The 13,925-nt window shown below is 40.1% G+C and carries 13 protein-coding genes; 2 read left to right on the forward strand and 11 right to left on the reverse strand.

The features are described 5' to 3' along the window. On the forward strand, positions 1 to 326 hold a 326-nt coding region (locus B2X33_RS06680; protein ID WP_296668532.1), incomplete at its 5' end, for a GNAT family N-acetyltransferase. Between the two features lie 212 nt (positions 327 to 538). Here the strand turns inward: B2X33_RS06680 and B2X33_RS06685 are convergent. Further along, positions 539 to 1,918: an MATE family efflux transporter gene (locus B2X33_RS06685; protein WP_296668534.1), complete on the reverse strand. Its 1,380-nt coding sequence runs from the start codon at positions 1,916 to 1,918 to the stop codon at positions 539 to 541. A gap of 77 nt (positions 1,919 to 1,995) precedes the next feature. Continuing rightward, positions 1,996 to 3,126 (reverse strand): redox-regulated ATPase YchF, encoded by a 1,131-nt coding sequence (ychF, locus tag B2X33_RS06690; protein ID WP_296024306.1) that lies wholly within the window; start codon positions 3,124 to 3,126, stop codon positions 1,996 to 1,998. Between the two features lie 448 nt (positions 3,127 to 3,574). On the opposite strand from ychF, the gene B2X33_RS06695 reads away from it, so the two are divergent. Continuing rightward, positions 3,575 to 4,675 carry an aminotransferase class IV gene (locus B2X33_RS06695; RefSeq protein ID WP_296024309.1) on the forward strand — a complete coding sequence of 367 codons (1,101 nt, stop codon included), beginning with the start codon at positions 3,575 to 3,577 and terminating at the stop codon, positions 4,673 to 4,675. A gap of 175 nt (positions 4,676 to 4,850) precedes the next feature. Here the strand turns inward: B2X33_RS06695 and aroA are convergent, their stop codons facing one another. The 9 genes from aroA to B2X33_RS06740 form a co-directional block, all read right to left on the reverse strand. After that, positions 4,851 to 6,221, reverse strand: a complete 1,371-nt coding sequence (aroA, locus tag B2X33_RS06700) for a 3-phosphoshikimate 1-carboxyvinyltransferase (protein WP_296024311.1) — start codon at positions 6,219 to 6,221, stop codon at positions 4,851 to 4,853. A gap of 3 nt (positions 6,222 to 6,224) precedes the next feature. Further along, positions 6,225 to 7,295 carry an MraY family glycosyltransferase gene (locus B2X33_RS06705; protein ID WP_296024317.1) on the reverse strand — a complete coding sequence of 357 codons (1,071 nt, stop codon included), beginning with the start codon at positions 7,293 to 7,295 and terminating at the stop codon, positions 6,225 to 6,227. A gap of 125 nt (positions 7,296 to 7,420) precedes the next feature. Beyond that, positions 7,421 to 8,662, reverse strand: a complete 1,242-nt coding sequence (locus B2X33_RS06710) for a M20 family metallo-hydrolase (protein WP_296668535.1) — start codon at positions 8,660 to 8,662, stop codon at positions 7,421 to 7,423. Positions 8,663 to 8,807: 145 nt separating this feature from the next. Next, positions 8,808 to 9,263, reverse strand: a complete 456-nt coding sequence (locus B2X33_RS06715) for a hypothetical protein (RefSeq protein WP_296668537.1) — start codon at positions 9,261 to 9,263, stop codon at positions 8,808 to 8,810. Then, the gene (locus B2X33_RS06720) at positions 9,253 to 9,837 is read right to left on the reverse strand and encodes an RNA polymerase sigma factor (RefSeq protein ID WP_296668538.1); all 585 of its coding nucleotides are present in this window, start codon (positions 9,835 to 9,837) and stop codon (positions 9,253 to 9,255) included. Before B2X33_RS06720 ends, B2X33_RS06715 begins: the two co-directional genes overlap by 11 nt. A gap of 20 nt (positions 9,838 to 9,857) precedes the next feature. Then, positions 9,858 to 10,193, reverse strand: a complete 336-nt coding sequence (locus B2X33_RS06725; RefSeq protein ID WP_273066652.1) for a hypothetical protein — start codon at positions 10,191 to 10,193, stop codon at positions 9,858 to 9,860. Between the two features lie 132 nt (positions 10,194 to 10,325). Then, positions 10,326 to 11,987, reverse strand: a complete 1,662-nt coding sequence (locus tag B2X33_RS06730; protein WP_296024328.1) for a class I adenylate-forming enzyme family protein — start codon at positions 11,985 to 11,987, stop codon at positions 10,326 to 10,328. Between the two features lie 274 nt (positions 11,988 to 12,261). Next, the gene (gene galE, locus B2X33_RS06735) at positions 12,262 to 13,245 is read right to left on the reverse strand and encodes a UDP-glucose 4-epimerase GalE (RefSeq protein WP_296668541.1); all 984 of its coding nucleotides are present in this window, start codon (positions 13,243 to 13,245) and stop codon (positions 12,262 to 12,264) included. Positions 13,246 to 13,454: 209 nt separating this feature from the next. Next, a partial coding sequence (locus tag B2X33_RS06740) for a methyl-accepting chemotaxis protein (RefSeq protein ID WP_524539505.1) occupies positions 13,455 to 13,925 on the reverse strand: 471 nt, incomplete at its 5' end.

A 13,925-nucleotide genomic window follows, 5' to 3' on the forward strand; every position in this document is an offset into this window, starting at 1 on the left:
TGGAAAATCAAAAAATTCTCGGTGTTCTGAAAATCAACACTGGAAATGCGGAAACGGAATCCAGCTTTGAAAATTCGCTTGAAATTCAGCGGATTTATGTATTGAAAGAAGCAAAAGGGCTTGGCATCGGAACGGCTTTTATGAATCTTGCCGAAAAAAAGGCCAGGGAGCTTGGAGTTTCTTTTATTTGGCTTGGCGTTTGGGAGAAAAATTTTCCTGCCCAGAAATTCTACACTGACAAAGGCTTTAGAAAATTCAGCGAGCATGCTTTTGTTTTAGGCGATGATGTGCAAACTGATTTTCTGATGAAAAAAGAGCTTTGTTGATTCTCGCATTTATAATGTTTGCCGTGTATACTTGCGCGCATTCTAATGCCAATGCGTTAGGGCATGGAAGCCCGAAGTTCTGGAGCGGAACGAAGTGTTCGCACGAAGCGAAGCGGAAGAATGAGCGTGAGCGAAGGCTGGAACGCCCGGCCCGAACGGAGCGAGGGAAACGCCCGTTATCAAAACTCGAAATTGACCCAATTCTTATATTTTCACATCTTCCGATATTCCATTACCAAAAGCACTGTGCTCGTAAGCGCAGAACATGTTGTCGCAATCGGCTCAGCAAAAAATATTCCTTCAACTCCAAAAAATTTTGGCAGAACAAGAGCCAATGGAATCAAAAGAATTATTTTTCTTAGACAGGCAATAAAAACCGACACTTTTGCGTTTCCTATTCCAACAAAGGTTGTCTGCGCAGAATTCTGAATCCACATAAGCCAAAGTCCTGCAATATAAACTGGAAGAAGTTTTTGCTCAATCTGTAGAATTTCATCGCTCGAAGTAAAAAGAGAAGCGAATTTTGCAGGAAAAACACTTGCACTCAAAACAAGGCAGACTGTAATAATTCCGTTCACAAGAAGCATTTTACGGATAACTTCTTTTACACGCTCAAATTTTTTTGCGCCAAAGTTGTACGAAATTATCGGCTGCACACCGTTTGCAAATCCATGAGTCGGAATAAAAATAATCTGCATCACGCTCTGCATAATCGTCATTGCTCCAACGTAAATGTCGCCGCCATAACGCTGCAGTCCAGAATTAAAAACTACAAAAATCGCGCTTTCCGTAGCTTGCATCACAAAAGGAGACGTTCCGAGTGAACTGATTTTTTTTATAATCGCAAATTTTGGTTTTAAAATAGCAAAATTCAGGCGAATTTCAGACTTTTTTGAACACAAAAACGACACAATCCAAACGGCGCTCACGCATTGCGAAATAACCGTGGCAAAAGCAGCTCCTTTAACCCCCATTCCGAGCGCAAAAATAAAAATCGGATCAAGAATGATATTCAAAACTGCACCAATCAAAATCGAAATCATTGCAGTTTTGGCATGTCCCTGGCAAGTTATAAACGGATTTAAGCCAACCGAGAGCTGAACAAAAATCGTTCCCAAAAGATAAAACGAAAGATAATCGTCCGCAAAAGGCAAAGTTTTTTCACTCGCTCCAAAAAAGGTCAAAACAGGCGTTTTAAAAACCATAAAAAACAAAGTCAAAACAACAGAAAAAATAATCAGCATAAAAGCCGCATTTCCTAAAATTTTCTGAGCTGTTTTTTTTGCAGAAGGGTCAAACTCAGTTTTTCCAAGCTCAATAGCAGCAAGAGGCGCTCCTCCAGTTCCTGCAAAAGCGCTAAAAGCCGACACCAGCTGAATTATAGGAAGGCAAATTCCAAGTCCAGTCAGAGCAAGAGATGACTCTGCGCCTCCAGAAGAAATATGGCCAATATAAATTCGGTCAACAATGTTGTAAAGAACGTTAATTAGATAAGCAAGCACCGAAGGAAGCGCAAGCCTCAGCATAAGACGTGAAATTCCGTCCGTTCCCAAAGCAGAATCGCTGTTTTTGTTTTTTAAAGAAGATTGCATAAAAAAAGTCTATCACAAACATAAAAAAAATCCCGAACAAAGATCGGGATTTTAGCAAGTTTTATAATGATATTTTGTTATACGTTAAATTTAAAGAACATTACATCGCCGTCCTGAACGACATAATCTTTTCCTTCCTGCCGATATTTTCCGGCAGATTTTATTTCTGCTTCTGAACCGTATTTTTTAAGGTCTTCTACGGAATAAACTTCTGCTTTAATAAAGCCTTTTTCAAAATCAGTGTGAATTACGCCAGCGGCCTGAGGAGCCTTGTCTCCGTTATGAATTGTCCAGGCACGACATTCGTCTGCGCCACCGGTAAAGAATGTACGAAGTCCCATTAAATGATAAGCCGCGCGGGCAAGAACTGTAAGACCTGATTCCTTCAATCCAACGCTGTCCATAAATTCTTTTCTGTCTTCCGGAGTATCAATGTCTACAAGGTCGCTTTCAAATTTTCCGCAGATTACGATTACTTCACTTTTTTCTTCTGCGGCAACTTTTTTTACAGCTTCAACATATTTATTTGTGCCTTCTGCAATCGTATCTTCATCAATATTGCAGACAAAAAGCTGAGGTTTTATCGTAAGAAGATGAAGGTCGTAAATTCCTTCAAGCTCATCATCTGTCAAATCTGCCTGACGGGCGCATTTTCCTTCCTGAAGCAAAGGCAAAATTTTATCTACGGCACTGCGATAACCGGCAAATTTTTTTTCTTCCGCCTTTCCCATTGCACGAATTTGACGTGTAACCTTGTCTTCGCGTTTTGTAATTGTGTCTATATCAGCCTGGCAAAGTTCATAATTAATAGTAAGAATATCGCTCTCAGGGTCAATCGGAGCATCGGTTTTTGCATCTTCGCGAACATGCTGAATATCAGGATTGTCAAAACAACGAACAACATGCGCGATTACCGAAGTTTCGCGGATATTTGCAAGAAACTGGTTTCCCAAGCCTTCGCCGTTTGAAGCGCCTTTAATAAGTCCGGCAATATCTACAAATTCAACAGCTGCAGGAATTTTCTTTTTCGGCTGAAAAATGCCAGCCATAAAATCCAGACGCTCGTCAGGAAGTTCAACAACGCCGTGATTCGGTTCGATTGTACAAAAAGGATAATTTGCTGCTTCTGCTGGAGCACGTGTAAGAGCAGAAAAAATAGTAGATTTTCCGACATTTGGAAGACCGACAATTCCACAAGTTAATTTCATTTTTATGTTTCCTTAAATTTTTATTTGCGAGCAAAATAGAGTTATTTCGAAAAACTAATTCAAAGCAACTGCAAAAAACAAGTTTTCGCTCAAAAAACCGTCTAAATCTTACTCTTATTTTAAAAAATGCACAACTGCGAAAAAAATATGCAAAAAAACAGCATAAAATCATTAAAAATCTCCGGAGCGCTTTTTATTTTTAACATAACAAAACTTCCGCCAAAAAAATTTTAAATAGGTTCAATTTCGAGTTTTAAATTTTACTGTCATTATCAGGCTTGCCCTGATAATCCTAGGTTTGTAAACTGTTTTTTTCAAAATTCGACATTCGCCCTAAATAAAATCTTTAGCCTACCTTAATTTATTTACATATAATTAAAAAAGTAATATTCTTATAAGAAAACATTTACAGATACGATTTTTATCGCACCTGGTGGAGGAAAAATAAATGGCATTTGCTTTAAACCTTTATCCAGTTACTTACATTGCGCGCTACAATCCTGAAACTGAAAAATGGGACGAAGAATGGCTCGAAAGCGACAAAGTAACTTATGACGAATTGATGGCAATGTCGGAAGCTGACCGCAAAGCAGTTTTGGACAAACGCAATCAAATGGGACTTCCTTCTGTTTCTTACACTTCTCAGTACGCATACAGCTGTTTTGAAGGAATGAAAGGCTTTCCAACAAAAGACGGCGGAGTTGCAATTTTCCGTCCAGAAGAAAACGGAAAACGCTTTAACAATTCCATGAAAGGTCTTTACTGCCCGGCTTTTCCTGTAGAACAGTATGTAAAAGCTTCGGTTGAATTTGTAAAACGCAACGCAGCCCTCGGATATGTTCCAAAATATAATCCTGATTGGGAAAAAACCGACTACGCAGACGCAGATTCAATCTACATGCGTCCGTTTATGAATTCTGAAGGCGCAATCGGTGTCGGCTGTTCAAAACAACCTTATGTCGTAATCTGCGCAACAACAGTTTCTGCATATTTCAAAAAAGGTCTTGACGGGGCAGTTATTACAAACCGCATTCGCGCGACTCCACATGGAACAGGCTACATCAAGTGCGCTTCAAACTACGTAATTTCTGCGCTTGCAAAAAAAGAAGCCGAACAGGCAGGCTTTGTTGAATGTGTTTACCTCGATGCAGTTCATCACAAATACTTCCAGGAAGGCTCAAGCTGCAACATTTTCTTTGTTCTCAAAGACAAGACAATCGTTACACCTGAGCTCGGCGACACAATTTTGCCAGGAATCACACGAAAATCAGTAATTGTTCTTGCAAAAGAAAAAGGCTACAAAGTAGAAGAACGCCCTATTTCTGTAAAAGAAGTTCAGAAAAAAGCAGTTGAATGTTTCGTAACAGGAACAGCGGCCGGAATCAGCCCGATGTCATCAATCACCGATTTGAACGGCAAAAAAACAGTATTTGGCGAAGGCTTTGGTCCAGTTGCAAAAGAACTCCAGCACGAATTAAAAGGACGCCAGTACGGCTCTCTCGAAGATCCAAACCACTGGAACACAGTCGTAATTCCAGGCAACAAATAGTTTGATTTTTCGTTTTTAAAATAAAAATGGCTGTCAGAAAAATACATTCGATTTCTGACAGCCATTTTTTTATATAAAAGGGCGTTCCCGGCCGCAGGCAACCGGTCAGGCTTTGCGCGGCTACGGCTTTCGCCTCCGACCAAATGCTTCGCATTTGTTTGCCTTCGGCACCGCTTCAATCCTTAACGCTTAAATTCAAAAATTCTGCGCCAAGATTATTCATCAATTCAAAAAAGTGCGGAAAACTTACAGAACAACATTCCGCGTCCTTTATTATCATTTTTTCTCCAGCAGGAAGAGCAAGCGCAAGACAGGCCAGAGACATTGCCATTCTATGGTCTTTATAGCTTTCAACCGTTTCGCCGTGCAATTTTGTTCCGCCGTGAATTATAAGAGAATCCTCTTTTTCTTCAATATTTGCTCCCAATTTTGAAAGTTCAATATTCAAAACTTTAAGACGATCAGTTTCTTTTCGGCGGCAAACCGCCGCATCTTCAAGCACAACTGTGCCTTCAACTTTTGTTGCAATCGCGGCAAGAGCGCAAACCGCATCCGGAAACGAATTCATATTTACATGAAGCTCGCCGTTTGGAAGAGATTTTGCCGAAAGTTTTCCATGTCCGTTTTTCGCGTATTTTCCGCCACAGACTGTCAAAGCATTTTTCTCTTTGTCCCATTCAATATCCGCTCCGATTGATTTTAAAATTTCAACAATTGCATCATCGCCTTGAGTTCCGCTCGAATCAACATTTTCGATTGTAATTTTAGAATCAGTCATAAGAGCCGCAATCAACGGATAAGCAACACCTTCCCAGTCGCTAGGAATCGTAACGTCAAAAGACTTTAAGTTTTTTGGTCCATTTACTTCAATCTTTTTAAAATCATCCGAAATTAAACACGGGACTCCAACTTTTTCGAGCCATTTTTGCGTCATTGCAAGATACGGAGTTTCTTTTGGATTGGAAAGTTCCAAAGTAAGTTTTCCGTCCATTAAAATTCCTGCCATCATAAGTCCAGAAATATACTGGCTAGAAACTTCGCCTTCTGTTTTTACAACGCCGGAACAAACCGGACCTTTTACGACAAGAGGACACCCGTTGTGACCGGGAATTGCCATTTCTGCCCTTGCTCCAAGCTGGTTCAAAGCGTCAACAACGTGAGCAACTGGCCTTTTTCGGATTGACTCATCGCCAGTAAAAATACTAATTCCTTCAAAAGTTGCGGCAATTGGAGATAAAAAATACAAAAGTGAGCCAGAATTTCCTACATTCACAATATCGCTCGGAAGATGAATGTTTTTTCCAGCCCCTTTTACAAGCCAGCGAGTTCCTGGCTCCCCCTCTTCAGAAAGATTTAATTCAACACTTGAGCCAATCAGAGGAACTGCCGCCGCCGTAGAAAGGCAGTCTGCGCTCGGAAGAGGATTTCTAATTACAGATTCTCCGTCTGCAAGAGTTGCAAGGATAAGCGCACGAATTGTATGCGATTTTGAACCTGGAACTGTAATTTTTCCAGAAAGATTATGTTTTGAAGCTCTAATATTCATTTTTTATCTGACCTTAAATATAATTCCTACAACGGCAAGCGTAATCAAAAGTTGAAGCATCATAAATTTGATTAAAACCTGAGTCGGCGACCAGCCGTGGTTTACGCGCATGTGGTCGTGCAAAGGAAATCGAATTTTTGAAAAAATACTAATATGAAAGAATCTTTTCAAAAAGACTTTCATCAATCCCATTCCGCCGTTTATAAAAATAATTGTCGAAGTTGCAAAAATCATGAACGGGTTTCCACTGAGCATTACGCAAATTCCAATATAAAAACCTAAAGCGCGGCTTCCTGCATCTCCCATAAGACACTTGCTAGGAAAAGCATTGTGCCAAAGATACCCCATCAAAACGCCAGCCAAACAGAACGTCATAACCGCCCAGCTCGCTCCCTGCGCAAAATGAGGAACCAAAAGATAAGCCGCAATGTCTTTGTGTCCAAGAATAAAATAAAAAATTACGCCAAGTGTTAAAAGCGCAATCAAAACAAGAGTTGAACTAAGTCCGTCAACTCCGTCCGTGCAATTAGTTGTGTTTACAGAAGTCCAAATCATTACCGTGGAAATAAGAACAAAAACCCACGGATAAACAAAAATTCTGTGAGTAAAAAACGGAAGCCAAAAATAAATTTTTCCATCGGAACTCTGCTGAATAAGATAAACAGCCATTAAAACAGAAAGTGCAACGGAAATCACTAAATCAAGAACAGCTTTGCGGTATTCTCCCCAGCTTGTAACGCTGCGGTCATCGAGAAAACCTGTCAACATCATAAGCCACGTCAAACCAAGAGCACAGGCTTTAAACCAGTCCATTGGAACAAAAATCAGACTGAGCAAAACAAAGACCGTAATAAAAAATACTCCGACGCCAGTCGGCTTGCCTTTTGCCGCTTCAGCACTCACTGTAAACTCGCGGCCACGGTCGTGAGGCATATAAGTATAAAAATGCGGCATCAAATAACGAACAAGCAAAAAACCTGTATAAAGTGACAAAACAATAAGAACTGTGTACGACTGCAAAAGACGTGCAGGTCCAAAATATCGGTTCAAAAGACCGCCAATAGTATAAAGCATAATGTTTTTATTCTACCGCAGACACTTCAATTCTACAAGATTTAACACTGATTTGACACTGTTTCAGATTTTTTTGCAATTTTTTTATTTGCTTTTGCCGTTTTAAGCCTCATTTTTTGCAATTCTTATTTCTGCAAGAACAGGGCGCAAAGAGTCTGCGCATCTGCAATCGTGTTGTGCAAGCAACTGTATTCGTCAGGCTGGTGGCAAACTTCATCAATCGTAGACCAAATTGCCGCATTAAAACCAAAATTGCGCAATTCTGCGCCAACAGTTCCGCCCCCAATACCGATTGGAACAGCCTCTTTTCCATGTGCGTCCATAATCGCCTGCTTTAATTTTTCAACAACAGGAGCATCCACAGGAGTTGCCGGCGACTGACATTTTTGCGGTTCGCTAATTTCAACCTTTACGCCATATTTTTCTTCAATTTCGCCAACGCGCTTTTTTATTTCCGCACGAACCACGTCCAAAGTGTAGCAAGGCAAAATTCTGCAATCCATATAAAAAACATCATCGCCCGGAATAATATTTACCGTATCAACGTTGGTTTCTTTTTTTGTCGGCTGGAATGTCGATTTTGACGGAGAAAAAAGTTCATCTTCCGCATCAAAGAAGTTTTCGAGGTCATTTAAGCGTAATGCAAGCTCGCAGGCAGCAAGGTGCGCATTTTTTCCTTTTTGAGGCATTGAACCGTGGCTTTGCAAACCAATCGTATGAAGACGCAGCCAGAGAATATTTTTTTCCGCAACCTCAATTGTTTTCCCTTCCGGATCTCCGCCATCAGGAATCAAAATCAAATCATCTCTCTTAAAAAGATCGAGATGTTCTTTCAAAAGAAATTTCATTCCATATTCAGAACCAAATTCTTCGTCAGCCATAAAAAACAATTTTACGGTATATTCAGGCACAATGTTGTTTTTAAGAAGCTCAAGAGCCGCAAGAACACCGCTCACGAGCCCCTGCTGGTTGTCTTCAACGCCGCGGCCGGTAATTTTGTCATTTTTTTCGTCATAAACAACTTTCCAAGGATCAGAATGCCACAACGAAAGATTTCCAGGCGGAACAACGTCCATGTGGGCCATTACAAAAATCGACTGCTCTTTTTTTCCAGGAATCGTAAGCATAAGGTTCGGCCGAACTCCAGAAGAAACACGCGGATCAGGAGCGTCAAACTGTTTAAACTGATTTTCTTTAAAACCGCGTCCAATAAGCCACTTTTTAAGGGCGGCGCATTTTTTCGACTCGCCGTCACCACCGCTTTCAGGAGCCATAGCTGGAATCGACGACAAAAGCGTCTGCAATTCAATAATTTCAGGCCTTGTTTTTTCAAGATTTTCTTTTAAAAGTTCAAAATTTTCATTCATAAAAATATCCTAGCACAAAAAAATAGTTTTTCATTAGTTTTTGCCGCGCGCAACTTTTGCACTAACGGCTATCCGAGGCTACGGCGTCTAACGCGCCTTCGGTGCTTTGCACCCGCTTTTGCGGCCTCTGCTATCCGGCGCCATTTTACGCAAGAGAACTTGTATCAATCTTTTTTATAAAAAAATCCATATTTATCGCCATAAAAGCTCCGCAATATGCCGTTACAACCGCTCCGACAATCACGTAAAACCAGATTAAGTAGTCCGGATTCTGATTTTTTTCAAGAAAAATGCCCGAAAGCACAAAAAGCAAAATCATCAAAAAACCACTCAAAACCCATCTTACCATCGAAACAGGCTTTAAATTTTCCATCCAAGAAGGGTTTGTTCTTTTTATTGCAGAACTCAAACCAGAATCCTGCGCTTCCGACTTCTGAAAAAGCGGCATTTGAACAATTTTTTCTGCTTTTGAAAGAACTCTTACTTTTGTACGGCATTCTTTACAAAAAATCAAATGCAAAGAATCGTGCAATTCCAGGCGTTCGCCTTTGTCGAGCTCAAAAAAAGAATTCATCACTTTTTCACATTTTTTACTGTTCATAAATTACACCTCGCAGGTTGTCCGCCATAAGTTTTTTTGAACGGAATATGTAAGATTTTATTGTATTTACAGGGAAACCCGTAATTTCAGAAATTTCCTCATATTTTAATCCATGGAAAAAATACATTTCCACACACCTGCCGTAATTTTCCGGCAAAGACAAAACACATTCTCTGATCGTATCAAGTGTGGTTTTCCGGATTTCTTCTTCTTCAGGATTGAGAGCTTTTGACTGCAGCATTTCTTCGTTTGCAAGCGGAACATATTCCTGCCGGCGCGTAACCGAATTTACAGCAGAATTATATGCAATTTTTGTAATCCAAGTGGCAAAACTCGACCTGTAGTTAAATTTTGAAAGATTCATATAAACCTTAACAAAAACTTCCTGCACAAAGTCGTCAGTATCATCAGAATTTCTAAAAAAACTCATTCCAAGCGCGACAACTCTTTTTTTATACAGTTTTATAAGCGTCTGAAAAGCCTTTTCGTTTCCGCTCAAAGTTTCTTTTATTAAAAATTCATCACGCTTATTTATGAGTAATCTTTCAATGCCGTTAAGAGTTTTTCCTGCCATGAATATGACTATTTTTTAATTTATTCCCAGTCGTTCACCTTATAAAAAATTATTGCGCAAATTCCAATCGAAAAAGGAATCAATCCGCCTAGCAGAGATATGGAAATCCCGCCAAGCAAGGCAAAAACCACAGTCAGCATAAAACCAATTCCGGTCAGCAAAAGGCCAATTAAAAGTGAATACGCTTTTAAATTAAATTTTTCGCGTTTGTAAGTTCCGCTCAAAATCTGTCTGCGCACTTCCAAATGATGCCAAAGCAGCGAAAAAAACACCACGACACCGCCAATTGCAATTCCAACAATCGGAGTAATCGCAATAATAACCTGAGCTGCGCTGCTTATAATTTTTTCTTCCATATTTAACGCCTCCTTCTAAAAACTCCGCGTTAGTAGCAATCCACGGACAGCTAGAATCACAGTTTGTAAAAGCAACACTTGAACAAACTGCAATGATAAAAATTACAAGGATGTATTTTTTATCATGCCACCTTATTCACGCACAAGAATTCCATCTTCCAAATCTTTTTCGGCCTGAGCCTTTATTTTTGCATGCTGTTTTTTTCCAGTCGCTGTAAGAGGAATTTTTTCTACGATTGCAAAATACCGCGGTCTCTTGTATTTACTGAGCATTTTACTTCCTGCGCAAAATTCATTCAACTCTTTTACAGTAAGAGATGGATCATCTGCAATCACATAGGCACAAACTGACTGTCCGCGCACCTTGTCAGGAACAGATGTTACAATACAGTCTTTTACTTTTTCATTTTCCATAATCGCTTCTTCAATCTGTGTCGGATAAATATTCTCGCCCGAAACAACCATCATATCGTCTTTGCGTCCTTTTACCGTCACAACCCAATCATCGTTCCAAACACCAGTATCGCCTGTATACATCCAGCCCTTGTAAAACTTTTCTTTTGTCATTTCTTCATTATGATAATAGGAATAAGTTGATTTTGCCGGTGAATGGATTATAATTTCACCTTCTGTTTCGCTGTCTGTAGGAACCAAATCGTCTGGCTCAGCCTTCGACCCGTCAGCAGGCAGGCGGACAACCCTAACCTCGTCGTCTGTGCAGCTTCCGCCAACAGAACCTGCGCCATCAGGAAGATTATACGGACGCAAAAATGAATTCCAGAAAGTTTCTGTAGTTCCATAGCCGTTAAAAATATTTTCTGTCAGGACTGTTCTAAAACGAATGCAGTCAGCACGGCTCAAAGGAGCTCCCATTGTTACAATTCCACGCAAACTGGAAATATCACGAGGACTTTTTTCCTGAGCACGGGTAAGCATTTCTAGATTTGCAGGAGCGCCCATCATAAATGTAATTTTGTATTTTGAACACCAGTCTAGCGAAGTTTGAGGCCTAAACGAACGCATTATGACAGCGGCGGCTCCTGCATAAAAAACAGGACATACACCGCCAGAATGGCAGCCTCCTCTATGAAACCACGGCGTCATATTCAAAGTAACATCATGAGGATTCATCGGATAATGCATGATAACATCGTGAGCAGAAAGAACTTCGTTAATATCGTTTACAGGAACAAATTTTGGAAGACTTGTTGTTCCGCTCGTACAAAGGCGCAAAACTTCGTCATAGATGTGCGGCCTAAAATCAATTTTTGGCTCATCAATATCAGCATTTTCTACAAAAGATTCGTACGAAATATGACCTTTTGGCAAATCAACGCCTTCAATATTGTCCGCCATAATAAAAAGGCTTGGCTTCCAAAGGCAGATTTTTGCAGCTTCTTCCATCATTTTTACAACGTTCGCAGAATAAACCACCACTTTTGGCTTGTTATGATTTATCAAAAGCGCCATTTCGCCGCTTGCAAGGTTAAAATTTGTCGCAAGAAAAATTGCCCCGATTTTACGAGGGCCTGTGTACATAAAGGCAAATTCTGGAGAATTTCGAAGAGCGCCCATAACAACATCGTCTTTTTTTATTCCAATTTTTTTTAAGGCATTTGCAAGGCGGTTTGCTTCAACATTAAGCTGTTTATAATTCCAGCTGCGGTCTGTATCAGGATCAATTATTGCCGGTCTTTTAGAAAATCTGCGGACATTTCGCATAAAACCGTTAAGCCAAGTATATTCGTGTTCAAAAGTATCCCGGAACATTGAATCATCATAAGTTGTTGCCATTGAATTTTGTGTCCTTATAAATCATAAATTACGCACATAAATACGTTTCCTTTAAATAGACACAAAAAAAAGAAAAAAGTTGCGGACTTTGTTAAAAATTAAAAAAAAATTCTCTCTAAAAATCTTTCTCAAAAAAAATCATTTTCTTAAAAGTGTTGAAGCCTCGACAAAAAAAACACTGCTCAAAATCCGTGCCGTCGCTTTGCTCTTAGGACAATTTTGACTCGCTTTCTTTTTCTTCGTGGCTTCAACCATTTTCCGCTTTGTTTTTCAGCTAATTTTTTAATTTTCCGTTTGCTAGATATGCTTTCCAGGTTGAGTCCAGCAAGGTATGAATGTCGGAATATTCAGGCTCCCAGCCAAGTTTTTCTCTTGCGTATGCTGAAGTTGCAACAAGCTCTGCAGGATCTCCAGGACGGCGTTCTACAAATTCAGCAGGAATTTCTTTTCCGGTGATTTTTCTTGCTTCTTCAAGCATTTCCTTTACAGAAACCCCAGTTTCGCTTCCAAGATTACAAATCAGACTTTCGTTGTTTTTAGAAATATAATCAAGCGCTTTTACGTGGGCTGCCGCCAAATCCGTTACGTGAACATAATCACGGATACAAGTTCCATCGCGCGTATCGTAGTCAGAACCAAAAACTTTCATTTTTGGACGCATTCCGCAGGCAGTTTCCATAATAACAGGCAAAAGATTGGCAGGATTTTGTTCAAGTCCGCACGGAAAACCTTCAGGATCATAACCCGCAGCGTTAAAATAACGAAGAGCCGCAAATTTCAAACCGCGGAGCTTGTCATACCAGGCCATAATTTCTTCAATATTTAATTTTGTAAATCCGTAGTAGTTTTCAGGATTTTTCGGATGAGCTTCATCAATCGGAAGATACTTTGGCTCTCCAAAAACCGCCGCGCTCGAAGAAAAAACCATATACTTGCAGTTATGCTTTACTGCCGAATTTAAAATATTGATAGTTCCGTTCAGGTTGTTAATTGAATATTTTTCCGGCTCAACCATAGACTCGCCGGCAGCCTTAAAAGCCGCAAGATGAATAAAAGCGTCAAACCCTTGCTCAAAAGCCTTATCCAAATCGCGTTCAATCAGAATATTTCCGTAAATAAAATCATTTTCCTTAAAAAGATTCTGCCGCAATCCCGAAGAAAGGTTATCAAAAACCGTAACTTTGTGCCCATTCTTCATCAACTGTTTTACAACGTGCGAACCAATATAACCGGCTCCGCCAATAACCAAAACTTTCATTTTTGTCTCCGTAATTTTTTTCGGCGGTCCGGCTTTCGCCGTCGCTATGTCCGCCCTTCCGCTTACGCTTCATTGTTTTGTGGCAGTTTCGACAAATCGCAACCGCCACAAAACAACTTCGGGGCTACCAGCGCTACCGCATTTTTTTCAAAATAGTATAAAACCAAAAAAGAACGCTAGCAAGTGCAGAAAAGTTTTTTAACAAAAATCTAAACCTTAAAAAGTTCAACTTCCTCATTGATTTTTTCAAGAGAAGAGCCAACTCCGTCCGAAAGTCCGTTCAATTTTTCGGCTTCCAGAGTTATTGAGCTTGCAAAACCGGCCATTTCGCTCACAAGCTGGCGCATTTTTGCAGCGCTTTCCTGCAAAGTTCTAGTTTCTGACAAAATAGTGCGGTTGTTTTCCTCAGTTTCGGCAGACGCATTCTTTACAGAATCGGAGCTTTCTTTTAACAAAGCCAAAGTTTCGCTTATCTGGCTTGAACCTTGCTTCTGCACTTCCATAGTTGAATTTATCGATTTTACAAATCCATCCGTTTTATGAATATTTTCAAAAACCGAATTAAACGCATTTTCAGAATCGCCAGAAACAAAAACAATTTCCGAAATCAAATCTCCAATTGCGCGCAACTGCTCGCCAATAACTTTTGACTGTCCGGAAGAAGTTTCCGAAAGTTTTCT

Origin of the sequence: Treponema sp. UBA785 (assembly GCF_002297065.1) — a bacterium.
GTDB lineage: Bacteria > Spirochaetota > Spirochaetia > Treponematales > Treponemataceae > Treponema_D.

Coding starts and splice junctions, on each gene's coding strand:
- B2X33_RS06685 (WP_296668534.1), bottom strand. CDS start 1,918: ATGCAATCTTCTTTAAAAAACAAAAACAGCGATTCTGCTTTGGGAACG.
- ychF (WP_296024306.1), bottom strand. CDS start 3,126: ATGAAATTAACTTGTGGAATTGTCGGTCTTCCAAATGTCGGAAAATCT.
- B2X33_RS06695 (WP_296024309.1), top strand. CDS start 3,575: ATGGCATTTGCTTTAAACCTTTATCCAGTTACTTACATTGCGCGCTAC.
- aroA (WP_296024311.1), bottom strand. CDS start 6,221: ATGAATATTAGAGCTTCAAAACATAATCTTTCTGGAAAAATTACAGTT.
- B2X33_RS06705 (WP_296024317.1), bottom strand. CDS start 7,295: ATGCTTTATACTATTGGCGGTCTTTTGAACCGATATTTTGGACCTGCA.
- B2X33_RS06710 (WP_296668535.1), bottom strand. CDS start 8,662: ATGAATGAAAATTTTGAACTTTTAAAAGAAAATCTTGAAAAAACAAGG.
- B2X33_RS06715 (WP_296668537.1), bottom strand. CDS start 9,263: ATGAACAGTAAAAAATGTGAAAAAGTGATGAATTCTTTTTTTGAGCTC.
- B2X33_RS06720 (WP_296668538.1), bottom strand. CDS start 9,837: ATGGCAGGAAAAACTCTTAACGGCATTGAAAGATTACTCATAAATAAG.
- B2X33_RS06725 (WP_273066652.1), bottom strand. CDS start 10,193: ATGGAAGAAAAAATTATAAGCAGCGCAGCTCAGGTTATTATTGCGATT.
- B2X33_RS06730 (WP_296024328.1), bottom strand. CDS start 11,987: ATGGCAACAACTTATGATGATTCAATGTTCCGGGATACTTTTGAACAC.
- galE (WP_296668541.1), bottom strand. CDS start 13,245: ATGAAAGTTTTGGTTATTGGCGGAGCCGGTTATATTGGTTCGCACGTT.